The organism is Runella sp. R5_40 (genome assembly GCF_057652295.1).
The window spans coordinates 189,094-211,491 of the sequence record NZ_JBYFCH010000010.1; the positions used below are offsets into that span (position 1 = coordinate 189,094).

Sequence of the window (22,398 nt, forward strand, 5' to 3'; positions counted from 1 at the left end):
TATACTAAAAATTCATAATTAAACCTACTAAAAATCAATTTAATAGGTTTAACATACCAAGATTATACCTACCAACCTACGTATCCTTCAGGAGTGACACCTTTCAGGCGTAAGTAACAAATCGCTTGTCCGCGGTGGTGAATAATATGGTTTTCCATGGCGTAGAAGAAACGCCACGCTTGAATTTTTCCACCTGCATACCCTTCATGACGAGCAAGTCGGTCGGCGGGAAGTTCGCCAACGACCTTTTCAACCCACGCATAAAAACCCTTCATTTCTTCGATGAGTTGGGCTTTTGATAGTTTTTGCCAATCATTTTTGGTATCGTAAGGGTTAGGGATATCGAACCTTCCCGCAAATTGCATGGCAGTAAATACAATACAGTGCACAAACTGCCCGCGAAAAGTCATGGCTTCGGGGGTATAATGAAAGTCCAAATGCTCTTCGGGCATTTGCCCAATAATCGTCAACGAATAGTCGAGCGAACGGCGCCAGGCCACGCTAAACTCTTCTTGAAACTCTTTTAACTCTTTTTTGGAACGTTCTTGTCCCAACACGGGGAGTGTTCCGCCTACTCCAACCAAGGCACGAAGTGCAGTCTGACGATTTATTTTTTTTGTCATGAGGTTTTTATCTCGAATCTAGAAATGGTTTTTTATTAACGTTTTACAATCATATACGGAACTCTCTATCTGAAAGTCACTTATAAGACACTATATTTTTAAATACGCATTATCGCTCTTTAAAAAAGCTACCATTGGTAGTCGCTAAAAAAGCTTCAAATGGTATTTCTTCTTGTTTGATAAATCCCTGCTGCGGCAATGTGCCATCGGCTACCATCTCTACCACTGCCGCTACCGAAGCCGCCGTTGTCCACGAGATAGCCCGCCAATGTACGCCATCTATTTCTATGGGATGATACGCCCGATAAAACTCTTCGCGCGCAAGCCCCTCGGCCTGCCAACCTTCCACAACGGCATAGACATACACGACGTCTTCTTTGACGGGTGGTTTGGCCGCAGTCAAGATTTCTTCCAACTGCTGACGGTTGTTTTTCAGGATTAGTTCGTACAGCATGAAGCGCATCAGCTTGGCATGACCTGGATAACGAATCGTCTTGTAGTTGAGGGTATCCACTTTTCCAAGGTAGGTTTCGCACATGGTTCCTAACCCTCCCGACGTGCTAAACGACTCAAACTCTTGCCCTTCGATGTTAATGACTTCGATACCATCCAACGACGACACCATTTTGCGCTCGCCGTTTTGAATCACTTCAGCGTCGTTGATGTATTCGTTGATAACTCCCGCAGGCGACCACGTAAAAGAATACCCCAGCAACCCATTGGGGTACCTTGGCAATGCTCCCACCCGAAGCTCAATATCACGCAAACGCTCAAAACGTTTGGCTAAATCAGCCCCCACAATTCCAATTAACCCTGGCGCCAATCCGCATTGCGGCGCCATCACAGCACGGTGAGTGTCGGCCATTTCTCTGATTGCCGTTGTGGTCGGAACATCTTCGGTGAGGTCAAAATAATGAATACCGTTTTTAAAGGCTGCCCGCGCAATCGGCAAGTTGAGGTTGTAAGGCATACACGATACAACGGCGTCAAATTCCGACAAGGTACGTTCGATGAAGGCTTCGTCGGTTACATCGCCTTCAATCACCTCAAAAGCAAAGCTTCGGCTAGGCTTGCGCTTATCTAACCCTTTGACATTAAAACGCTTGTGGAGCAAAGTAGCCACCAATGAGCCTACTTTCCCCAAGCCAATGATTAATACATTTTGCATGGTAGTTTGTTGATTTTTGGAATGAAATTGGGAAGAAAAAGAATTGCCCACAGAGGGGCTTTAACCTTGCTCGTTAGGGAACAAATGAACAAGCGCTACGTAAGTAGGCAAGTCGAGCGAGGTATTTTTTGAGGTCAGGATTCATTGTAAAGCAAATGTAAAAACCCTTACCTATTTTGGCAAGGGAATGTTAAAAATATCTAAACAACTCGGAATAGATTCTGGGGTACCTAAACGGAATTGACTATATTTTCGTTACTTTGCAAGCTATGAATACCAAACGTTGGACATACCGAACGACACTTTCAGAATCGCAACAAATCCAAGCGGAAGCCCTTGCCAAATCCATCAATGTCAATCCATTTTTGGGACAACTCCTTGTGCAACGTGGTATTACGACTTTCGACGAAGCCAAAGACTTTTTTAGACCTTCGCTCGCTCACCTCCATAACCCTTTCTTAATGAAGGACATGGACAAAGCCGTAGCGAGATTATTACGTGCTTTTGAAAACAACGAAAAAATCATCATTTATGGAGATTACGACGTGGACGGCACTACGTCGGTGGCGCTCTTCTATGGTTTTCTCAAAAAATACTACACACAGCTCGAATACTACATCCCCGACCGATATACCGAAGGGTACGGGGTGTCGTGGCAAGGAATTGATTATGCCGAACAACAAGGGGTTAAGCTCATTGTAACGCTCGACTGTGGCATCAAATCGGCCGATAAAGTAGCCGAAGCCCAACGTCGCGGCATCGACTTTATCATTTGTGACCACCACCGCCCCGACCAGCATCTTCCTCCTGCGGTGGCCGTTCTTGACCCCAAACGTGAAGATTGCCCTTATCCTTACAAAGAATTGACGGGTTGCGGCGTCGGGTTTAAACTCTTACAAGCCCTTTGCGAACAAGGAATGGGGGATGAAGAGGTTTTGTACCAACAACTTGATTTATTGGTCGTCAGCATTGCCGCTGATATTGTGCATATTACGGGAGAAAACCGTGCGTTGGCCTTTTTGGGTCTTAAAGAGCTTAATAAACACAAACGACCTGGCATCAATGCCCTCGTGGCACTGGCAGGACTGCGCAACGAACTCGACATCAACAGTGTGGTTTTTGGACTAGCGCCACGAATCAATGCCGCTGGGCGGATTGCACACGCCAAAGAGGCGGTTCGACTTCTTTTGTCAAAAGATAAAACGGAGGCCGAAGCATTTGCCCAAGAAATCAATCAACACAACAGCGACCGCCGAAATTTTGACACCAGCATTACCGACGAAGCCCTGAACATGATTCGTGAAGATGAATGGATGCTATCGGCCAACAGTACGGTGCTTTATAAGGAAGATTGGCACAAAGGCGTCGTGGGAATTGTGGCGAGCCGCTGCATCGAGCATTTTTTCCGCCCAACGGTTATCCTCACCAATTCGCACGGCAAAGCGGCGGGTTCGGCGCGCTCCGTCCCTGGATTTGATGTGTATGAAGCCATCGAAGCCTGCTCCGATTTATTAGAACAATTTGGAGGTCATACCTTTGCCGCAGGGCTTTCGTTGCCCATTGAAAACGTTGATGCGTTCCGCAAAAAGTTCAATGACATTGTAAGTGAACGCATTCGCCCAGAGCAACTTACACCGCTGATTGAGATTGATATGGATTTGGATCTCAACGCCATTACGCCCAAATTTTACGGCATCGTCAAGCAGATGGCACCTTTTGGTCCCGAAAACATGACACCCGTATTTGCGAGTCACCAAGTGAGAATGAGCGGAAATCCGACGTTGATGAAGGAAAAGCATTTAAAATTGGAAGTGTTTCAGCCCAGTCCGCAAGGCCCCACCAAATACACTGCGATTGGCTTTGGCATGGTCGATTTTTACCCAAAACTTATGTCGGGCAAGCCATTTTCAATCGCTTATACCATCGAAGAAAATACGTTTCGCGATAAGACGACGTTACAGTTGTATTTGAAAGACATACGATTTGAAGAAGGTTGAACAGAAAATTATGATTCTCAGAACAGAAAATTTGATAAAAAAATACGGTTCACGCCTTGTTAACAACAACGTCAGCTACCAAGTTGGGCAAGGTGAAATTGTTGGATTATTGGGACCAAACGGCGCAGGTAAAACGACATCGTTTTACATGGCAACGGGGCTGGTCAAACCCAACAGCGGCCATGTGTATATCGACGATAAAGAAATCACCGATTTGCCCATGTACAAGCGTGCGCGCTTGGGCATTGGCTATTTGGCGCAGGAAGCTTCTGTGTTTAGAACCCTGACCGTCGAAGAAAACATCATCGCCGTCCTTGAAATGACCAACCTGAGCAAAGCCGACCAAAAAGCCAAATGTGAAGAACTGCTGGAAGAATTTAGCCTTACCCACGTCCGTAAAAACAAAGGGATGGTACTGTCGGGTGGCGAACGTCGGCGGACGGAAATTGCGCGTTGTCTGGCCGTTGACCCTAAATTTATTTTGCTCGATGAACCATTTGCTGGCGTTGACCCCATTGCCGTCGAAGACATTCAGACCATTGTTTCAAAATTAAAATTCAAAAACATCGGCATTCTCATCACCGACCACAACGTATCCGAAACCCTCTCCATCACCGACCGCGCCTATTTGTTGTTTGAAGGTAAAATCTTAAAACAGGGAACACCCGAAGAACTCGCCGCCGACCCACAAGTGCGTCGTTTGTATTTAGGAGAAAGTTTTGAATTGAAACGCAAACTTCAAGATTAATTACCACTAAACTAAGCTACTTTATGGAACAACAACCTACTACAGCCCGCGCCGCCTTAAAATGGGGCGCTATTTCAGGAATTGGTTCAATGATTTTTAGTACCCTTATTTATGTAACTGGACAAGTAACCAACCCAGGACTTGCTTGGCTGGGCATCATCATTCCTATACTTGCGATGGTCATGGGAATGAAAGAATTTCGCACCCAAAATGGTGGTTTTATGTCTTATGGCCAAGGTCTTGGTATCGGAACCTTATTGTCGGGTATTGGTGGTTTCTTAGCAGGTGTTTACAACTATATTTACAACGAATTTGTGGATCCTACTTTACGCCAACAAATTCTGGATAAAACCAGAGAAGACTTAGAAAACCGTGGCATGGATGATGCCCAGATTGATGCTGCGATAGAAATGAGCTCCAAATTTTCAACACCTGGCATCACTTTCGCAATTGGCATCTTTATGGCCATCCTTATGGGATTCATCATTTCATTGATCGTTTCTGCCATTATGAAAAAAGATAAACCCTTTGATTTTGAATAAAAAGACCTCCATTCGTAATTCCTCATTCCCAATTCGTAATTAGCTACTAATGTTTGCCATTTTCCAAAAAGAAATCAATGCCTTTTTCAGCTCGCTGACGGCCTATATTGTCATGGCGGTATTTTTGACCGCTGTAGGGCTATTGATGTGGGTATTTCCCGACACCAATCTCCTCAATTATGGGTATGCCGACCTGACTTCGTTTTTTAACCTTACTCCTTTTGTCTTGCTTTTTCTTGTTCCTGCCGTTACGATGCGGTCGTTGGCTGAAGAGTTTCGCAACGGGACGATAGAGTTGTTGCTCACCAAACCATTGAGCGATTGGCACCTTGTTATTGGGAAGTTTTTAGCCGATTGGGTATTGATTATTCTCACCCTAGCTCCTACCATTTTATACTACATCACGGTGTATCAATTAGGTAGCCCTGTGGGAAATGTGGACTCTGGCGCCGTTTTTGGTTCATACATTGGTTTGGTTTTATTGGCTGCTGTTTTTGTCGCCGTTGGACTATGGGCGTCTTCCCTGAGCGACAACCAAATCGTCGCTTTTGTGTTAGGCGTTTTTATCAGCTTTTTACTTTTTGCGGGCATAGGCGCCGTGGCCAAACTTGATTTTTGGGGTTCTTTGTCGTATCCCATTTCGTGGATTTCGCTCGACCAACAATACGCCGATTTGGGGCGTGGTTTGGTTGACTCCCGCAACGTGATTTATTTGGTAAGTGTCACCGTTTTATTTCTTTGGCTCACGCAAGGGCAAGTACATCGAAAAAGAAAGTAATTTTTTATCAGAATCATCCTTTAAACTTCCCGAAAGTGAGCCTACTTTCGGGAAGTTATTTTAAATACCCCCCTCATTATGTGGCACATTTGGATTGATACAGGCGGTACTTTTACCGACTGCCTTGCGCTTACTCCTTCTCAAGACCTTCTCCGAAGCAAAGTACTTAGTAGCAGCTTTTTACGAGGTAGAATTGAACAAAAAGTAGCCTCTCATCAAGTCCAAATTTCCTCATCTTGGGCATTTCCCCCTGAATTAATTATTGGTTTTTCCTTCCGAATCGTTGGTCAAACCGATTTTCTCCACATAACGGCGGTTGAAGGCAATGTACTAACGCTTTCTCATGACCTTTACTTGGATGGCGACTCCGTCGATTTTGAAATTACAACCCACGAAGAAGCGCCTGTATTGGCGACAAGGATTGTGACGCAAACGCCGCTCGGCAGCGCTTTTCCACCCTTGTCGATGCGGCTTGGCACGACCAAAGGCACTAATGCGCTTTTGGAGAGAAAAGGTTCAAAAGTCACCCTTTTTGTGACCAAAGGGTTCAAAGATTTACTACGAATCGGGACACAACAACGCCCCAATTTGTTTCAAATTGCCATTCCTGAACCCACGCTTTTGTACCAGCAAGTGGTTGAGGTTGAAGAACGACTCGATGCCTCAGGCACTGAAATAGAAGCACTGACACTGCCTGTTTCTAAGAAAAACGCGGGTGAATCCATTGCTATTTCTTTCCTCAACAGTTACCGAAACCCAGCGCACGAACAAGCTGTCCAACGTCACTTTTTGGCGCAAGGCCACCGCTACGTCAGTAGTTCAACCGATTTATACGCGGGGATTAATTACCTAAAACGTACCCAAACGGCCCTCGTCAACGCCTACCTACAACCGATTCTTTCGGATTATTTAAACAACATTACTGCCTCTTTTCGCCCAGAAAACAGCGTCCATTCCAATCACTCGGTCAGGGTAATGACCAGCGCGGGTGGCTTGGTAAGCGCCGAAAGTTTTCAGGCCAAAGACAGCCTCCTAAGCGGCCCAGCGGGCGGAATGGTAGGCGCGGCGGCCATTGCCAAACGCCTTGGTTTTGAACGCTGTTTGACCTTTGACATGGGTGGAACCAGCACTGACACCGCGCGTTTTGACGGAAAATTGGATTTAGAATTTATCACCAAAATCGAAGGCATCGAACTCCACAATCCCACCCTCGCCATCGAAACCGTGGCGGCTGGCGGTGGTTCCATTTGCGGATTCGACGGGCATCAACTACGCGTCGGTCCCGAAAGCGCAGGTGCTTATCCTGGCCCCGCTTGTTACGGTGCAGGAGGGCCATTGACCATCACGGATGTCAACCTACTTTTAGGCAAACTCGACACTTCTCGCTTTGGAATTCCCGTTCGTCTTGACAAAGCCAAGGAAGCTCTTCAAGCCATTCAACACCAGCTTTTTACCAAAAATCAGCAACTAATTTCGGAAGAAGAATTGCTGCGGGGATTTGAACAAATTGCCAACGAAAAAATGGCCGAGGCCATCCGCCGTATTTCGGTTGCCAAAGGCTTTTCACCTAAAGAATACCCGCTACTTACTTTTGGAGGAGCAGGTGGGTTGCACGGATGCCAGTTGGCCGAAATTCTCGGTATTTCAACCGTTATTCTCCCCTACGATGCGGGGCTTTTGAGTGCCTACGGGATGGGACAAGCTTCTGCCCAACGCATTGTTACTCAGCAAGTACTTTTACCTTTAAGCGAAATAAACGAGTCGCTTTTTACCCGTTTGACCTACCTCACGGAACAAGGTTCTCAGCTTCTCCAGCAAGACGGTACGGAACTGGTTGACAAAGAAAATGCACTCGCTTTGTTGTATTTACGTTTCAAAGGCCAAGAAAGTACGATAGAGGTCGCCGTCGCCGCACAGAAAGCCCTTACTTTAGACGAAATTGAAGGACATTTTTACGATAAATACCGCCGTTTGTTTGGCTACTGTCCCAACAACCTGACCATTGAGGTAGAAAGCATCAAAGTTGTTGTTTCGGAAAAAGCCCCCCGCCAAGTGCAAACCGAAACCGCTCACTTACAACAACTTGCCAGCCCCATTCACCAAGCAAAATACCCTGCTTACGACTGGAATCAAATGAACCCAGGCGATTACTTTTCGGGGCCTGCGGTATTGCTCAATACTACTTCTACCAGTTTTATCCCCGAAGGTTGGCAAGCCGTCTTCACGCCCACCGCTGACGTAGTAGTCACTTTGGTGGGACAACGGAACAGTGTCGTTGACGCCCAAAGTGAAGCCATTGAATTAGAACTATTTACCAATCGTTTTATGGCGATTGCGGAGGAAATGGGCGCACAGCTTCAGCGAACGGCGTTTTCAGTCAACGTCAAAGAACGCCTTGATTTTTCGTGTGCGTTGCTAGATGCCGATGCCGAGTTGTTGGTCAATGCCCCGCACATTCCTGTGCATTTGGGGAGTTTGGGCGTTTGCGCGCGGCTGGTTCGCGAAAAAATCACCATTGGCGTAGGTGATGTCATCATCACCAATCACCCCAAGTACGGCGGTTCTCACTTGCCCGATGTGACCCTTTTGTCGGGGATTTTTACCCCCGCAGGCGAACTCATCGGCTATGCCATCAACCGCGCCCACCACGCCGAAATAGGCGGAAAAACGCCAGGCTCTATGCCTCCCGATGCAACCTCGTTGGTGGAAGAAGGAGTTGTTTTATTGCCCACGTATTTGGTTAAAAATGGTGAAATGCAGTGGGAAACCGTTACCGAACTGTTTACCAATGCGCCCTACCCTACCCGCGCTTTGACCGAAAATATTGCCGACATCAACGCCGCTTTGGCTTCCCTTCGCTCGGGCGAATGGGCGCTCCAACAGCTGGTCGAGCAGCATGGTTTGGCAAAGGTCCATCGGTACATGAAATTACTGAAAAGCAACGCTTTTGAAGCCCTCCAACAGGCTTTTTTACCGTATAAAAACCGCGTTTTTGAGGCGTCCGAATCGCTCGATGACGGGCATAGCATTCAGGTGTCAATACAGCCAAACGCAGCGGGAGGAATTGTGTTTGACTTTACGGGCACCTCCGATTGCCACCCTAACAACCTCAACGCCAACGTCTCCATCATTTACAGCGCCATTTTGTACGTCCTTCGTCTGCTGGTCAACAAAAACATCCCGCTCAATGAAGGATTAATGCAAGGCGTAGAGGTTCGTTTGCCCGAAAACAGCTTTTTGCATCCTATTTTTAGCGATGAAGCCACCGAATGCCCCGCCGTTGTGGGGGGCAATACCGAAGTCAGCCAACGATTGGTGGATACCCTCCTCAAAGCCTTTGAGTTATCGGCTTGTAGTCAAGGTACAATGAATAACTTTTTGTTTGGAAATAGTGCTTTTGGCTACTACGAAACCATCTGCGGCGGGACAGGTGCCAGCCAAGGTGCTGACGGCCGTTCGGCCGTTCACCAACACATGACCAATACCCGCATCACCGACCCCGAAGAACTCGAACGGCGCTATCCTGTCCGTCTCAAAAACTTCGCTGTTCGGACGCATTCGGGCGGGGAAGGACGCTGGAAAGGTGGTGATGGAATCATCCGCGAAGTGGCCTTTTTGGCTCCGCTGCGCGTGACGCTCATTACCCAGCACCGCGTTGTGCCTCCTTATGGGCTGGCGGGAGGACAAAATGGCAAAGTAGGCCAGCAAACCCTGACCCGTACCAACGGAACGCAAGAAGTGTTGGCGGGGATTTGCAGCATCGATGTCGATACGGGCGATACGCTTTGTATCGAAACCCCAGGGGGCGGCGGCTATGGCGATTAAAGAAAAAGTGCTAAATTTACCCAAATCAATCAATAGGAAAGCGAAGCCCAGGTTTTCGAGTTCCTCATGTTTTACTCATCCGCTCATCAAGTGCCACTGAACCAAGATAATATTCGCCTCGTTTTTGGACTTAAACTAAAACAACTTCGCCTCGACAAATCACTGTCTCTCAGCGACTTGTCACAGCGCACGGGGCTTTCTATTTCTTACATCAATGAAATTGAAAAAGGGAAAAAATACCCTAAATCTGACAAAATCATTGCACTTTCACGTGCCCTTGAAGTAGAATATGATTCGTTGGTTTCGATTAAGCTCAGTAAAAAATTAGAACCTATTTCGGAGCTGCTTCAGTCAAATATCCTGACCGAACTTCCCTTAGATTTGTTTGGCATCGATCCCGCCGACTTGCTCGAAATGCTCTCCGATGCCCCCACGAAGCTCAGTGCTTTTATCGGAACGCTGATCGAAATTGCCCGCAACTACAACATGTCGGTTGAGCAATTTTACTTCTCGGCTTTGCGCACGTACCAAGAGATGTACGACAATTATTTTGAGGATTTGGAACAAGAAGCTGAGCAGTTTTTGGCCCACTACCATGTCCCCGAGGAGTTGATTTTGAACGACAAATACTTGGCTGATTTGTTGGTTAAAAACTACCCCTACGAAATTCAATTTATTGACGAAAAAAAATACCCCGAACTCATCGGTATTCGGTCGATGTTGGTTCCGCGAGGTGATAAATTACGCTTACTTATAAGCCCCCAACTCGACGCCAATCAGCGCGCTTTTATTTATGGTCGGGAACTAGGCTACCAATACATGAAGCTCAAGAACCGCCTCAATACCACGCACTTAGTGGAAGCCGAGTCGTTTGAGCAGCTTCTGAATAACTACAAAGCCTCGTATTTTGCGAGTGCAATCATTATCAAAGGAAAGGTGCTTGCCAAAAAACTAAGTCACTTTTTTGAGCAACCCCAATTTGACGGCGAAGCCCTCGTCCAACTAATCGAATATTTCCACAGTACCCCCGAGTCTTTCTGCTATCGACTGAGCAATATTCTCCCTAAGCACTTTGGAATCAGCCAATTGTTCTTTTTGCGTTTCAACAATTTTGCGGGTCAAAATCGTTTTGACCTCACCAAAGAAATGCACATCGCTCGCAAACACAACCCCCATACCGTACGCGACGAACACTACTGCCGCCGCTGGGTAGCGCTGACGATTTTACAGGAACTCGCTGATTTACAGTCAAAAAGCCAGTACCAACATACCTTGTGCCGAATGCAGATTTCGCATTACATGGACACCCAAGACGAATACTTTGTGGTAGCTTTTGCCAAGCCGATGTCTCCAACTCCCAACCTCAACGTAAGCGTTTCCATGGGTATTCGATTGGACAATAATGTGCGGGCGAAGATTAAGTTTTTGAACAATGCCGACATCCCCAAACGCGAAGTCAACGAAACGTGCGAACGTTGTCCTTCGTTTGACTGCAAAGAACGGATGGCTGCTCCTACTGTATTGCAACGCAAACGCAAAAATGAAGCCATTCGCAAAGCCATGCTTCAGCTAAGCGGAGAACAATAGTTTTTACTTTTAAGCTACAAACGGAGAAGGCCATCGGCCATTTCTAACTTACGGTCGGCCAAGTCGGCGAGGTGTTCGTTGTGGGTTACAATCACAAACGTTTGGCGCAATTCGGTACGAAGTTTAAAGAAAAGCTGGTGCAAATCTTCGGCATTTTTTGAGTCTAAGTTTCCGCTTGGCTCATCGGCAAACACAATGGCAGGGTTATTAATAAGCGCCCGCGCCACGGCTACCCGCTGCTGTTCCCCGCCCGACAACTGCGAAGGCAAATGTTGCATACGGTCTTTGAGCCCCAACATTTCTAGCAATTCGCCCCCTCGATTTTTAATTACAGCTTCGGGCGATTTTCCCCCGATGAAAGCAGGCATACACACGTTTTCGAGGGCCGTAAATTCAGGAAAAAGGTTGTGAAACTGGAAAATGAAGCCTATTTTTTGGTTTCTGAATGCGGCTAACTCTTTCTCTTTCAACGCAAAAACGTCGGTATCGTCCATCCAAACTTGTCCGCCGTCGGGTCGGTCGAGGGTTCCTACAATTTGAAGAAGCGTGCTTTTTCCCGCCCCCGAAGCCCCTACAATCGTCACCAGTTCGCCTTGATGAATATCGAGGTCAATTCCTTTTAATACAGGCAGATTACCATAATTACGAACGATATTGCGGGCTTTGAGCATGAGAAAATTCTAATTGTGTATCCATTTAAAAAAAACAAAGTAGCTGGCTACCGACCATAAAAACAAGCTGAGTTACAAATTTATTTGTAACAACTGAGCCTATTTTTTGCGTTTCTTTGGCAACAAATCTTCAAATGCCATGATTGACTTTGCTCACCTTGTATTGTTGGAAGTAGCCAAACAACTCAACTTTTCTAAAGCCGCCGAAAAGCTCTACTTATCGCAACCTTCGGTGAGCAAACACATCAAAAACTTGGAAGGGGTCTATGGAGTGGCCTTGTTTGAACGTAAAACCAACGGCATTAGTCTGACCGAAGAAGGCCATATTTTGGTTGATTTTCTTACCAAGGCCCATCAGTTAAACCAAGAATTGCAGTTCGAAATTTCGACACTTCGTAACCAATCCGACGCCAAAGGTGCGCTCGTTGTTGGGGCAAGTACCACCGTCGCACTTTATCTCATGCCGCGTATTTTTTCTTCTTTCCGCCAAGCATTTCCTAACATTCAGTTACAGCTTATTAATCGAAATTCAGACAATATTTTAAAAGCCTTGCTCAACCACGAAGTAGATGTAGGGATTGTGGAAGGAGCCCACAAACTTAGCTCGGTTTCTTACCAATTCTGGCTTCGCGACGAGGTAGTGGCCGTCTGTGCCTCCAATAGCCCATTCGCTAAAACAACCACCCTGTCGTTGGAACAACTCCTTCGTACGCCCATTGCGGTTCGCGAAAAAGGCTCAGGAACGCTCGCCGTAGTGGTTGATGCGTTAAAAAATAAAGGAATTGCACTTCCCCAATTGCCCATTCAAGCGGTCATTGGCGGAACGGAAGCGCTTAAAAATTTCATTTTAGAAAATGGCTCATTAGCCTTTCTTCCTCAATTATCTGTCCAAAAACAACTTGTAAACGGGGAGTTAACCAAAATTGAAATTCCAGGCTTGAACATTCACCGTGATTTTTACATCGTCCAGCGCCAAGGGGCAGAAAACCACAAACTCCCGCGACTGTTCATCAAACATTGCCAGCAGGGTATCAACTTTTAGAATACCCTATCAAAAATCTGACTTTCCACCGCGAGGTTTGGGGTAGTAGTTTTGTCGAAAAACAACCACCATGCTCCTCTCCCACACCTCCGTAAGTCGGGTTGCTGCGTTGCAATGTAGCCATTGTCAGAAAGTCTATTCGTCCTCTCATCTTGCTACCTTTTCGCCCTGTTGTCAAAAACCTTTGTGGGCTACTTACGACTATTCGGCGCCGTTGTCTCCTTCCCTGTTGGCAACTAGGCCCCATACGCTTTGGCGTTATCGTGAAATGCTTCCCGTTTTTGATGACCACAATATCGTATCACTCGGCGAAGGTGGAACGCCCCTATTACCATTACAGAAATGGGCAAGTCAGTACGGCTATAAACAATTGATTCTTAAAGACGAATCCAACAACCCAACGGGGTCGTTTAAGGCACGAGGCTTGAGCATGGCCATTTCAAAAGCCAAAGAATTTGGCGTCGAATCGTGCATCATTCCCACCGCAGGAAACGCAGGGGGTGCTATGGCAGCCTATTGCGCCCGTGCGGGCATCAAAGCAACGGTAGTCATGCCACGCCACACCCCACAGGTGTTCAAAGACGAATGCGAACTGTACGGGGCCGAACTTGTTTTGGTCGATGGCCTCATCAACGATTGTGGTAAAAAAGTAGCCGAGATGAAAGGCAAAGCCCCTTATTTTGACGTTTCTACGATGAAGGAACCGTATCGGTTGGAAGGGAAAAAAACGATGGGATACGAGATTGCGGAACAGTTAAACTGGCAATTGCCCGACGTTATTCTCTATCCTGCTGGCGGCGGAACGGGCCTGATTGGCATTTGGAAGGCTTTTTTTGAGCTCAAAGCCTTGGGCTGGATTGCGAAAGACGCCCAACTTCCGCGTATGTACGCCGTACAAGCCGAAAACTGCTGCCCCGTCGTTAAAACGTGGGAAAATACGCAACCCAACGCTTCTCAGTATCAGGGCAAGGCTTCGTTGGCCAACGGACTAGCTGTGCCTCAACCGTTTGCCGAAACATTGATGTTGGAAGTAATGCGAGAATCGGGCGGTTGCCCTATCGCCGTTTCAGACGCTGACATGGTTGCTGCCGTCAAGGAAATCGCCCGTACCGAAGGGTTACTCATTGCCCCCGAAGGAGCTGCTCTTTTTGTTGCCCTTCAACAATTGACGGCAACCCAGCAAATTCAACGTTCAGAAAACATACTTATGTTGAATACGGGAAGCGGATATAAGTACCTTGAGAACCTTATTTCTTAACTATTTTACTTTACACAAAGCTGCTTCAGGTCTTCGACTTCACCTAAAAAAACATTGTAGTCAACCGTACCGCGAATGCCGTTGACGTAGCCACTTTTTGAATGTTGCCAAAAATGGATGCGGGCATCGTCGTAGCGATCGAGCGTCCAACCCGAATAATCGGCAATCCAAAGGGGATACTTATCCAAATTTCCTTTGATGTAGCGGCGATAAAAGTCGGCATTGGTATAAATAATAGGGCGAACACCGTAGTAGTTTTCGGCCAACCGAAGCCACGTAGCGACGTTGGCAACGACTTGTTCGCGGGTATAGACATTGGTTCCAATTTCAAAATCAAGCACAGGAGGCAAATCCCCGCGCTTTAGTTTTACCATTTTTTTGAAATTTTCAAACTGCGGTTCTGGTGCTTTCCACGGAATATAAAAATGGTACGCACCACGGTACAAGCCCACTTCATCGGCTTTTTGCCAACTGGTTTTGAAATCTTTGTCCATCAATGACGTTCCCTCGGTGGCCTTTACATAGACAAATTGCAGGCGAATGTCTTCAAACCGCATCGCCCGAAGGTTGTTCCAATCGATGCGACCGTTGTGTTTTGAGATGTCGATACCATGAATTTGAAATTTCATGGGCAAACGAATCCCTAATTTCGACACATGCCTCCATTGATTGATATTCAGGCGGTTATAATACCAAATTCCTCCGCCAATCAGCACAAGAAGCCCCACCAAAATGGCCCACCCAACGGGCGGAAGGGGACGTTTTTGGGGTGTAGATGATGTTACTCGACGCGTCATAGCGGACAAAAGTACAAACAAATCCTCAATCCTTCAGTGGCACTTCGGCCACTTCGGCGTCGGGGTCGTTCAATTTCGATTCGTCGATGAGCGATAAGGGCACTTCAGCAGACAATCGCTTGGGCGTTGGAATTTGACTCAAAAAAAACAACACTAACCCCGCTGCTATGCCCAAATACATGTTTTTTCCCGTCAAAAAATAAGCAATCAGCGAAAACAAAGAAGCCCCTTCAAAAAAGGCATATTTGACCAAAATGGTACTTTGATACGTGCGAAGTTTATCAGAAAGTGGATCATTTTCTTTCAATTTTTTCAACGTACTTTTTGACAAAAACCACCCCAAAAAGGGCATTAAAATCAAAATTGGTATCAAATATTGAAAGATTTCGCCCAGTTCGGCATTGTTTTGCATCACTTCCTCTTGGGTGCTTCTTAAAAAAAAGAAGACCGCTCCCGTTCCCACCTGCGCTAACAGCATGACTCCATAAATCAACATCAAAAGCCTGAAATATTGACTACTGGTCAAGATTTTTACCTCCATAGTTTCGATGAGTTTTTCTTTAAATTAATTTCCCCTCAAAAAACAGACCAAACTAGTTCGCGTTTGGCTGCCAGCGCCACAAATAGCGGCAAGCCAAGGTGCGATGCGGGCGCCACTGCTCGGCAATTTCGTGCAATTGTTTGTACAAAGGTCGTCCTGTTTCGGTCAGTTGATACGCTTTCACCATTTTTTGGCGTATCACCAAATCATCCACGGGAAACACATCGGGACGATTCATCACAAACATCAGCAGCATTTCAACCGTCCAGCGCCCAACGCCTTTGATTGGAATCAAATAATCAACGATTTCGTCGTCCGTCAGCGTGTCCAAATGCGCATAATCCATGCCTTTTTCGAGCGAAAACCTAGCCACATTGCGGAGATAATTGATTTTCTGAAACGACAACCCTGCACTTCGTAGCTCTTCGTCGGTTTGAGCTAAAAGCAGGTCGGGATGTGGATAGTGCTCTGGAAATAAAGCCCTAAAACGGGCAAAAATCGAATCCGCAGCTTTGACCGAAATCTGCTGAGAAACAATGCTTTCCAAGAGTGCCAAGTACAAATCTTTGTTCCAATCCGTTTTTTTAAAAGTAGGAGTAGCTTCAATAATAGACGCCAAAGTAGCATCCTTGCTAGATAGATAATTTTCGGGCGACATTGGGTAAAGTGTAATTTATTCGAAAGATAATCAAAAAGGTGATTCAGAGAAACGTTAATTTTGGCGCATTACTTTTTTTATTGAAAATGACAACCACCACGTTCTTACATACACCCATTGAAACTTCAGCTACCTATTTGCTGACCGATAGCCGTCAATTGGTGTTTCCGAATCAGACGCTCTTTTTTGCCATCAAAGGGCAGCACCACGATGGTCATCACTACCTCGGTGATTTGTACCAAAAAGGCGTACGGCAATTTGTGGTCGAGCAAAAAGCCCTCACCAATGCCCTTACCGACCAATTAGAAAGTTTTGAAGATGCCCAAATCTGGGAAGTTGACAATAGCATCAAAGCCCTCCAAGAACTGGCCAAACGCCACCGCGCCCAGTTTGAGATTCCAGTGGTTGGTATTACGGGAAGCAACGGAAAAACCATTGTCAAAGAATGGTTGAGCCAGTTGATGAGCAACGATTTTCGGATTGCCAAAAGCCCCAAAAGCTACAATTCACAAATTGGCGTTCCGCTTTCGGTTTGGCAACTCAATGAAAATCATACGCTTGGCATTTTTGAGGCGGGTATTTCGCAGTCGCACGAGATGAAGGCTTTGCAAGAAATCATCCGCCCAACCATCGGTATTTTTACCAACATTGGCTCCGCCCACGACGAAGGCTTTCGCAGTCGCAAACAAAAAGCGACGGAAAAACTTCGGTTGTTTACCCAAAGTCAGCAACTGATTTATCGGGCTGATTATGCCGACATTGACGAAGAAATAAGACTGATACTCAAGCCCGTTAACCCCAATTGTGAATTAATAAGCTGGGGAACTTCGGAAAGCTGTACCGTCAACGTGGATTGGCACAAAGACGCTACCCAGACGTATATCGTCATGAAATCGGAGGTGAACAAGTTTGACGACCAACTCTTTTCAGTGCCGTTTACCGACGATGCTTCCGTCGAAAACCTCGTTCATTGTTTGATTCTGATGCTTCAAATGGGCATTCCTTCGGGCGAAATCCGTCAGCGAATTTCCCGTTTAAAGCCCATTTCGATGCGGCTTGAACTCAAAGAAGGCATCAATGAATGTTATTTGATTGACGATACCTACAACAACGACCTCGTTGGCCTAAGCATTGCCCTTAATTTTCTGGGCCAGCAAGAACAACGCCCGCACAAATGCGCGATTCTTTCTGACTTGCTTCAAACGGGACAAAAAGAAGAAGAGTTGTACGCCCAAATCAATACCCTTTTGCAACAAAAAGGGGTAGAAAAACTCGTTGCCATTGGCGATGCGTTTGCTCGTAATGCGCACCTCATCAGCATCCCTGCCGACTTTTACCCGAACACTTCGGAGTTTTTGGGCAGCTTAGATACCAATGCTTTTAAAGACGCGATTGTGCTTATCAAAGGCGCTCGCCCCTTTCAGTTTGAGCGGATTGTCAACCGCCTACAGCAGCGCGTTCACGGAACGGTGCTAGAAATCAACCTCGATGCCCTTACCCACAACCTCAATTTTTACCGCAATCGGGTGGGCAACGATACCCGTATCATGGTCATGGTGAAGGCGTTTGCCTACGGAAGTGGCAGCGCCGAAGTCGCACAACTGCTACAGTTTCACCGCGTTGACTACTTAGCCGTTGCCTACACCGACGAAGGAGTTACGCTTCGCCAAAACGGGATTGAACTTCCCATTATGGTCATGAATCCGTCGCTTTCGACCTTCGATAAGTTGTTGGAATGTCAGTTGGAGCCCGAAATTTATAGCCACAAAATCTTGGCCGAATGGCTCGAATTTATCACCGAAAAACCATCGGCTGCCCACTTGCCCATTCACCTCAAACTCGACACGGGAATGCACCGTCTTGGGTTTACCGAGGCTGATTTACCTCGCCTCATCGAGCGGTTGGCGCAGTATCCTACCTTAAAAGTAGCGTCCATTTTCAGCCATTTGGTGGGAGCAGACGAAGCCATTCACAACGATTTTTCACGTCTCCAATACGAGCGTTTTGTGGCAGGTGCGGCACAGCTTGAGGCGGCGTTGGGGTACCGCCCCCTGCGTCATATTCTCAATTCGGCGGGGATTGTTCGTTTTCCCGATTATAAACTTGACATGGTTCGGCTAGGAATTGGACTGTACGGCGTGGAGGTCAATCGTCAAGAACAGCGTTTGTTGCAACAAATTGGACGGTTTAAAACGGTCGTATCCCAAGTAAAACATTTGCCCGCAGGCGAAACCATCGGTTACAGCCGAACGGGCGTATTGGAAAAAGCCTCCTCGATTGCCACGATTGCCATTGGTTACGCCGACGGCTACGACCGCCGTTTTAGCAAAGGGGTTGGAAAAGTGCTGATCAATGGTGCTTTGTGCCCCGTGGTTGGTAACGTCTGCATGGACATGACCATGGTGGATAGTACGGGCGTACAGGTGGAGGAAGGCGATGAAGTCATTATTTTTGGGCCAGAACTTCCCATTTACACGCTTTCTGACCAAATCGGCACCATTTCGTACGAAATCCTAACGGGGATTAGTGAACGCGTCAAAAGGGTATTTTATAAAGAGTGACAAAAGAATTAGGAATTAAGAGTTAGAAACTAGGAGCGAACGATTCGTAATTCGTAATTCCTAACTCGTCATTCCTAATTAACCACTTATTTCTTCAACTTCCGTTTTTCCACCCCTTCAAACGTCATTTTTACGTCTTTGATGGTGCCGTCTTCGTTGAAATACATGTGGTCGATGCAGACAACGCGGTGGTCGCGGTCTTTATTGGGAATAGGACGGCGGTGGTAAACGATGTACCAATCGTCCGTTTTGGGGATATTAATCACCGAATGGTGGCCTGCGCCCGTTGCCACTTTTTCGTCGGCAACCAAAATCGTTGATTTTTTCTCAAACGGCCCCCAAACCGAGTCCGCTACGCCGTACGCCACTTTGTAGGTGCCGTTTGTCCAGCCTCCCTCCGACCACATCAGGTAATATTTCCCGTTCCGAATAAACATAATGGGCCCTTCTACGTAGCCTTTGGGCGTAATTTCTTTCACCATTTCGCCGTTTTCGAGCGGCACAAGTCCCGTAAAATCATCTTTTAGCTTGGCGATATTGCAGCGCCCCCAGCCACCATAAATGATGTAATATTGGCCATCTTTGTCCTTAAAAACAGCTTGGTCGATGGGCTGCGCTTTGTTGTAAAACTGATTGATGAGCGGTTTGCCCAAATAATCTTTGTACGGCCCCTCGGGACGCGACGCTACCCCAATGCCAATCCCGCCGATTTTATCGTCTTTATCGGGGTTGTTGGCGCCAAACCCTTTTCGTTCCGAACTTTGAATGTCATTGGCCGCAAAAAACAAAAAGTACTTATTGTCTTTAGGCACAATACAAGGCGCCCACATCGCCATTTTGGCCCACTTTACGGCCGTGGTGTCGATGATACGCGGGTGCTTTTCCCAGTTCACCAAGTCCTTCGACGAAAACGCATCCAAAAACACTTGGTCTTTGTATTTGGCCGAAAAAGTTGGAAAAATCCAGTATTCTTTTCCCAAAATAACGGCTTCTGGGTCGGCGTACCAGCCATCAAAAATGGGGTTTCCTGAGGTCTTTTTGGAGGTTTGTGCAACAGCAAAAGTGGATACGGCGGCGGCAAGCACGACGATTGCCACCTTACATTTGGAAATAGAAATCATGGAATGATGTTTAGGATTCGGCGCTAAAATTAGGGGATATTCGTCGGTTATCAAAAATACCAGTAAGAAGGTATTTTAAACCCATCTGCGGCTTTTTATGGTATGTATGTCCATTAACTCCATTCCGATGACGCCCAACCGCCTTGTTTTCATCCTCCTATTGGTCACCCTTTACTCCGTCGTTCGGGGACAAAAAACGCCTGCAACCCTCTTGATAGACGCCAAAATGTTGACCCATAACCAGCAATTACGCAAGGCAGGAAACCCCGCCCTCGCCGCCGCCTATCGGCAGTTGATGCAGGAAGCCGACCAATTGGTGAAAAACAACAAGGTGTATTCGGTGATGGACAAAATCCCGTTGCCGCCGAGTGGCGATAAACACGACTACATGTCGCAGGCGCCGTATTGGTGGCCCGACCCTACCAAAGCCGACGGCAAGCCCTACATTCGCCGCGACGGGGATCGAAACCCCGAAATCAATGGCATTACCGACCACGACCATTTTGATAAACTCATGGCGGAGTCGGAGTTGTTGGGGTTAGCCTATTTTTATTCGGGCGAAGAAAAGTACGCCGAATTGGCGGCAAAACTGCTCAAAACGTGGTTTTTAAACCCTGAAACCCGCATGAACCCGCATTTGAAGTACGGACAGGGGATTCCTGGGGTAAACAACGGGCGTGGAATTGGCATCATCGAAACCCGCGAACTGGGCAAAGTCTGCGACGCGTCGGCGCTGTTGGCGGGTTCCAAACATTGGGACGGGACCGCGCAGCAGGGGCTCAACAAATGGTTTTCGTCGTACCTAGAATGGCTGATGACCAGCGACTTGGGCAAAGACGAAGCCGACGAACACAACAACCACGGGACGTACTACGACGTGCAGCTCGTCGCCCTTGCCTTGGCATGTGGCCGCCGCGACCTGGCCGAAAAGCAGCTCGCCGTGACCAAAGAACGGATGGTAAGCCAATGGAAACCCGACGGTAGCCAACCGCACGAATTGGCAAGAACCTTGTCGTGGAACTATACCAACATGAATTTGTGGGGATTTATGACCTTGGCGCGGCTGGCCGAACACCTCCACATCGACCTTTGGACGCACGAAACGCCCGACGGGAAGGGGATTCGCAAATGCGTTGACTTTTTGGTGCCTTTTGTAGAAGGGCAAAAAGCGTGGACGTACCAGCAGATTAAACCCAAATCGTACGAACACAGCGCGGCTATTTTTACGTTGGCCTCCCAAAAATACCACCAACCTGCGTACCTAACCCTCCTCCCCTCCGTAAAACCCGAAGGACGAAACGCGTTTATGCTTCCGTTGCTACTAGGCACCACCTCCAAAGAATAAACTTTGTCACCCCCAACTTTTGTCACCTCGACGAAGGAAAGGTCTAACACCCATGGCACAAACCTACCCCTGCTCAGCAATTTTAAAAAACTTTTAGGAATTAGGCAGTTAGTTTTGAATTCAACTAATCTTTGGGATATATTTACAAAGCGGCATACGCCTTTTGCTTTTACGCCCGCCTTTGCTTTTAAATGCGTTTTGGGTGGAATGTTACGGATATTGTCGTTTTGCCCGTGAGATGGATGAGTCTTTATGGACTGCGATGAAAATAAATACGACATCTAAAGTCTAATAGATTCTTCAAAAAAGGCAAATAAACACAAAAAGTACTACAAAACTTTCGCATATTTGAGAGTTGGTGGCAATAATCAGGACATTCAATTATCATAAACATTAGTAAAATAAAAAACAAAAATGGAAATTATACAAACGCCCAAAAATGCATTATCAGCCTCAACGGTTTCTGCCGTAATTAATGCACCAATTGAGAAAATTAACATCGCAGACTGGCTTTTGAATTTACCCGATTCAGAATATCAACGTTGTTCCGTAAATCATATTGCGGCTGGAAATACGACCAACTTTGAGGGTGAACCCATGTCTATAAATGTTGAGTATGTTGGGACAGCTTTGGTTATACAGCATTATGTAGCTAAAATTTACCAACCAGATTATTGTAGGATGCTATCCATTTCTGATACCATTACGGCTAATGGACGTTCGACAGTTCAGGTTTTGTGGGAGTTGAGGGCAGAAAAAATCGATGACTCAACCTCAAAATTTACCAACACCATCCATGCTACTGCCACACCCCAATTTTTAGAGTTCATCAATAAGCACGGGATACTTCTTTCGCAGGCAGCACACGACAGACAGTTGGCTTCTGACGCTCACAACCATGAAGAAACACCTCTTTTTGCTAAAAGTATTGAAAATAAAGCCTTGTACGGAAAGTACAACTTACCTTTTTAAACTGAATTATTACTGCCACCAATAACTAAGCTTTCGTGGTGGCCGAAGGCCAAGCCATGAAGGCGCTGTTGAACGAAGCCTTCGGTAGCGGTGAGAGCTCACCAAACCCTTTTCCTTTTATTATGGAGTTATCATCGAAGGTGCCACTACTTTCAAAGCAGGTT

General features: G+C 46.7%; 18 protein-coding genes. 11 read left to right on the forward strand and 7 right to left on the reverse strand.

All coding sequences use genetic code 11. The features are described from left to right. Positions 1-68: 68 nt before the first annotated feature. Both AC23N5_RS18530 and AC23N5_RS18535 read right to left on the reverse strand, forming a co-directional pair. Positions 69-623, reverse strand: coding sequence for a DinB family protein (locus tag AC23N5_RS18530; protein WP_183971613.1), 555 nt, complete (start codon positions 621-623; stop codon positions 69-71). Positions 624-732: 109 nt separating this feature from the next. Beyond that, positions 733-1,791, reverse strand: coding sequence for a saccharopine dehydrogenase family protein (locus tag AC23N5_RS18535; RefSeq protein WP_183971612.1), 1,059 nt, complete (start codon positions 1,789-1,791; stop codon positions 733-735). A 269-nt stretch (positions 1,792-2,060) separates the two neighbouring features. Between AC23N5_RS18535 and recJ the strand changes: the two genes are divergently transcribed. The 6 genes from recJ to AC23N5_RS18565 all read left to right on the forward strand — a co-directional run bounded on the left by recJ (position 2,061) and on the right by AC23N5_RS18565 (position 11,268). Then, on the forward strand, positions 2,061-3,788 hold the full coding sequence (gene recJ, locus AC23N5_RS18540; RefSeq protein ID WP_487756727.1) for a single-stranded-DNA-specific exonuclease RecJ: 1,728 nt from the start codon (positions 2,061-2,063) through the stop codon (positions 3,786-3,788). 10 nt (positions 3,789-3,798) lie between these two features. Next, a complete protein-coding gene (gene lptB, locus AC23N5_RS18545) occupies positions 3,799-4,536 on the forward strand; it encodes an LPS export ABC transporter ATP-binding protein (RefSeq protein ID WP_028526415.1) in 738 nt (245 codons plus the stop codon). 23 nt (positions 4,537-4,559) lie between these two features. After that, the gene (locus AC23N5_RS18550) at positions 4,560-5,078 is read left to right on the forward strand and encodes a DUF4199 domain-containing protein (protein WP_487756728.1); all 519 of its coding nucleotides are present in this window, start codon (positions 4,560-4,562) and stop codon (positions 5,076-5,078) included. Positions 5,079-5,127: 49 nt separating this feature from the next. After that, the gene (gene gldF, locus AC23N5_RS18555) at positions 5,128-5,856 is read left to right on the forward strand and encodes a gliding motility-associated ABC transporter permease subunit GldF (protein ID WP_183971609.1); all 729 of its coding nucleotides are present in this window, start codon (positions 5,128-5,130) and stop codon (positions 5,854-5,856) included. A 78-nt stretch (positions 5,857-5,934) separates the two neighbouring features. Further along, positions 5,935-9,681, forward strand: a complete 3,747-nt coding sequence (locus AC23N5_RS18560) for a hydantoinase B/oxoprolinase family protein (protein ID WP_487756729.1) — start codon at positions 5,935-5,937, stop codon at positions 9,679-9,681. A gap of 66 nt (positions 9,682-9,747) precedes the next feature. Then, entirely contained in the window at positions 9,748-11,268 is a 1,521-nt protein-coding gene (locus tag AC23N5_RS18565; RefSeq protein WP_487756730.1) for a helix-turn-helix domain-containing protein, read from the forward strand. Positions 11,269-11,282: 14 nt separating this feature from the next. Here the strand turns inward: AC23N5_RS18565 and AC23N5_RS18570 are convergent, their stop codons facing one another. Beyond that, a complete protein-coding gene (locus tag AC23N5_RS18570) occupies positions 11,283-11,939 on the reverse strand; it encodes an ABC transporter ATP-binding protein (protein WP_183971607.1) in 657 nt (218 codons plus the stop codon). Between the two features lie 139 nt (positions 11,940-12,078). On the opposite strand from AC23N5_RS18570, the gene AC23N5_RS18575 reads away from it, so the two are divergent. Further along, on the forward strand, positions 12,079-12,981 hold the full coding sequence (locus AC23N5_RS18575; protein ID WP_487756731.1) for a LysR substrate-binding domain-containing protein: 903 nt from the start codon (positions 12,079-12,081) through the stop codon (positions 12,979-12,981). Between the two features lie 70 nt (positions 12,982-13,051). Continuing rightward, positions 13,052-14,239 carry a threonine synthase gene (locus tag AC23N5_RS18580; protein ID WP_487756732.1) on the forward strand — a complete coding sequence of 396 codons (1,188 nt, stop codon included), beginning with the start codon at positions 13,052-13,054 and terminating at the stop codon, positions 14,237-14,239. Between the two features lie 5 nt (positions 14,240-14,244). Here the strand turns inward: AC23N5_RS18580 and AC23N5_RS18585 are convergent, their stop codons facing one another. The 3 genes from AC23N5_RS18585 to AC23N5_RS18595 are packed head-to-tail and all read right to left on the reverse strand — an operon-like array spanning position 14,245 to position 16,235. Beyond that, the gene (locus AC23N5_RS18585; protein WP_487756733.1) at positions 14,245-15,036 is read right to left on the reverse strand and encodes a glycoside hydrolase family 25 protein; all 792 of its coding nucleotides are present in this window, start codon (positions 15,034-15,036) and stop codon (positions 14,245-14,247) included. Between the two features lie 25 nt (positions 15,037-15,061). After that, positions 15,062-15,577 carry a hypothetical protein gene (locus AC23N5_RS18590; protein WP_487756734.1) on the reverse strand — a complete coding sequence of 172 codons (516 nt, stop codon included), beginning with the start codon at positions 15,575-15,577 and terminating at the stop codon, positions 15,062-15,064. Positions 15,578-15,629: 52 nt separating this feature from the next. Beyond that, on the reverse strand, positions 15,630-16,235 hold the full coding sequence (locus AC23N5_RS18595; protein WP_183971602.1) for a DNA-3-methyladenine glycosylase family protein: 606 nt from the start codon (positions 16,233-16,235) through the stop codon (positions 15,630-15,632). An 86-nt stretch (positions 16,236-16,321) separates the two neighbouring features. On the opposite strand from AC23N5_RS18595, the gene AC23N5_RS18600 reads away from it, so the two are divergent. Then, a complete protein-coding gene (locus tag AC23N5_RS18600; protein WP_487756735.1) occupies positions 16,322-18,796 on the forward strand; it encodes a bifunctional UDP-N-acetylmuramoyl-tripeptide:D-alanyl-D-alanine ligase/alanine racemase in 2,475 nt (824 codons plus the stop codon). Positions 18,797-18,882: 86 nt separating this feature from the next. Here AC23N5_RS18600 and AC23N5_RS18605 read toward each other — a convergent pair whose 3' ends face one another. Then, complete coding sequence (locus AC23N5_RS18605) at positions 18,883-19,917, reverse strand: glycoside hydrolase family 43 protein (protein ID WP_487756736.1); 1,035 nt, start codon at positions 19,915-19,917, stop codon at positions 18,883-18,885. A 97-nt stretch (positions 19,918-20,014) separates the two neighbouring features. Between AC23N5_RS18605 and AC23N5_RS18610 the strand changes: the two genes are divergently transcribed. Together AC23N5_RS18610 and AC23N5_RS18615 are read left to right on the forward strand one after the other, a co-directional pair. Continuing rightward, positions 20,015-21,262 (forward strand): alginate lyase family protein, encoded by a 1,248-nt coding sequence (locus AC23N5_RS18610; RefSeq protein ID WP_487756737.1) that lies wholly within the window; start codon positions 20,015-20,017, stop codon positions 21,260-21,262. Positions 21,263-21,676: 414 nt separating this feature from the next. Further along, entirely contained in the window at positions 21,677-22,234 is a 558-nt protein-coding gene (locus AC23N5_RS18615; protein WP_487756738.1) for a hypothetical protein, read from the forward strand. Positions 22,235-22,398 lie beyond the last annotated feature (164 nt).

What these genes read in the sequence shown, in the direction of transcription:
- AC23N5_RS18590 (WP_487756734.1), bottom strand. Translation starts at nt 15,577, where the DNA reads ATGGAGGTAAAAATCTTGACCAGTAGTCAATATTTCAGGCTTTTGATG.
- AC23N5_RS18535 (WP_183971612.1), bottom strand. Translation starts at nt 1,791, where the DNA reads ATGCAAAATGTATTAATCATTGGCTTGGGGAAAGTAGGCTCATTGGTG.
- AC23N5_RS18565 (WP_487756730.1), top strand. Translation starts at nt 9,748, where the DNA reads ATGTTTTACTCATCCGCTCATCAAGTGCCACTGAACCAAGATAATATT.
- AC23N5_RS18550 (WP_487756728.1), top strand. Translation starts at nt 4,560, where the DNA reads ATGGAACAACAACCTACTACAGCCCGCGCCGCCTTAAAATGGGGCGCT.
- AC23N5_RS18595 (WP_183971602.1), bottom strand. Translation starts at nt 16,235, where the DNA reads ATGTCGCCCGAAAATTATCTATCTAGCAAGGATGCTACTTTGGCGTCT.
- lptB (WP_028526415.1), top strand. Translation starts at nt 3,799, where the DNA reads ATGATTCTCAGAACAGAAAATTTGATAAAAAAATACGGTTCACGCCTT.
- AC23N5_RS18530 (WP_183971613.1), bottom strand. Translation starts at nt 623, where the DNA reads ATGACAAAAAAAATAAATCGTCAGACTGCACTTCGTGCCTTGGTTGGA.
- AC23N5_RS18615 (WP_487756738.1), top strand. Translation starts at nt 21,677, where the DNA reads ATGGAAATTATACAAACGCCCAAAAATGCATTATCAGCCTCAACGGTT.
- AC23N5_RS18570 (WP_183971607.1), bottom strand. Translation starts at nt 11,939, where the DNA reads ATGCTCAAAGCCCGCAATATCGTTCGTAATTATGGTAATCTGCCTGTA.
- AC23N5_RS18600 (WP_487756735.1), top strand. Translation starts at nt 16,322, where the DNA reads ATGACAACCACCACGTTCTTACATACACCCATTGAAACTTCAGCTACC.
- AC23N5_RS18610 (WP_487756737.1), top strand. Translation starts at nt 20,015, where the DNA reads ATGGTATGTATGTCCATTAACTCCATTCCGATGACGCCCAACCGCCTT.
- AC23N5_RS18585 (WP_487756733.1), bottom strand. Translation starts at nt 15,036, where the DNA reads ATGACGCGTCGAGTAACATCATCTACACCCCAAAAACGTCCCCTTCCG.
- AC23N5_RS18605 (WP_487756736.1), bottom strand. Translation starts at nt 19,917, where the DNA reads ATGATTTCTATTTCCAAATGTAAGGTGGCAATCGTCGTGCTTGCCGCC.
- gldF (WP_183971609.1), top strand. Translation starts at nt 5,128, where the DNA reads ATGTTTGCCATTTTCCAAAAAGAAATCAATGCCTTTTTCAGCTCGCTG.
- AC23N5_RS18575 (WP_487756731.1), top strand. Translation starts at nt 12,079, where the DNA reads ATGATTGACTTTGCTCACCTTGTATTGTTGGAAGTAGCCAAACAACTC.
- AC23N5_RS18580 (WP_487756732.1), top strand. Translation starts at nt 13,052, where the DNA reads ATGCTCCTCTCCCACACCTCCGTAAGTCGGGTTGCTGCGTTGCAATGT.
- AC23N5_RS18560 (WP_487756729.1), top strand. Translation starts at nt 5,935, where the DNA reads ATGTGGCACATTTGGATTGATACAGGCGGTACTTTTACCGACTGCCTT.
- recJ (WP_487756727.1), top strand. Translation starts at nt 2,061, where the DNA reads ATGAATACCAAACGTTGGACATACCGAACGACACTTTCAGAATCGCAA.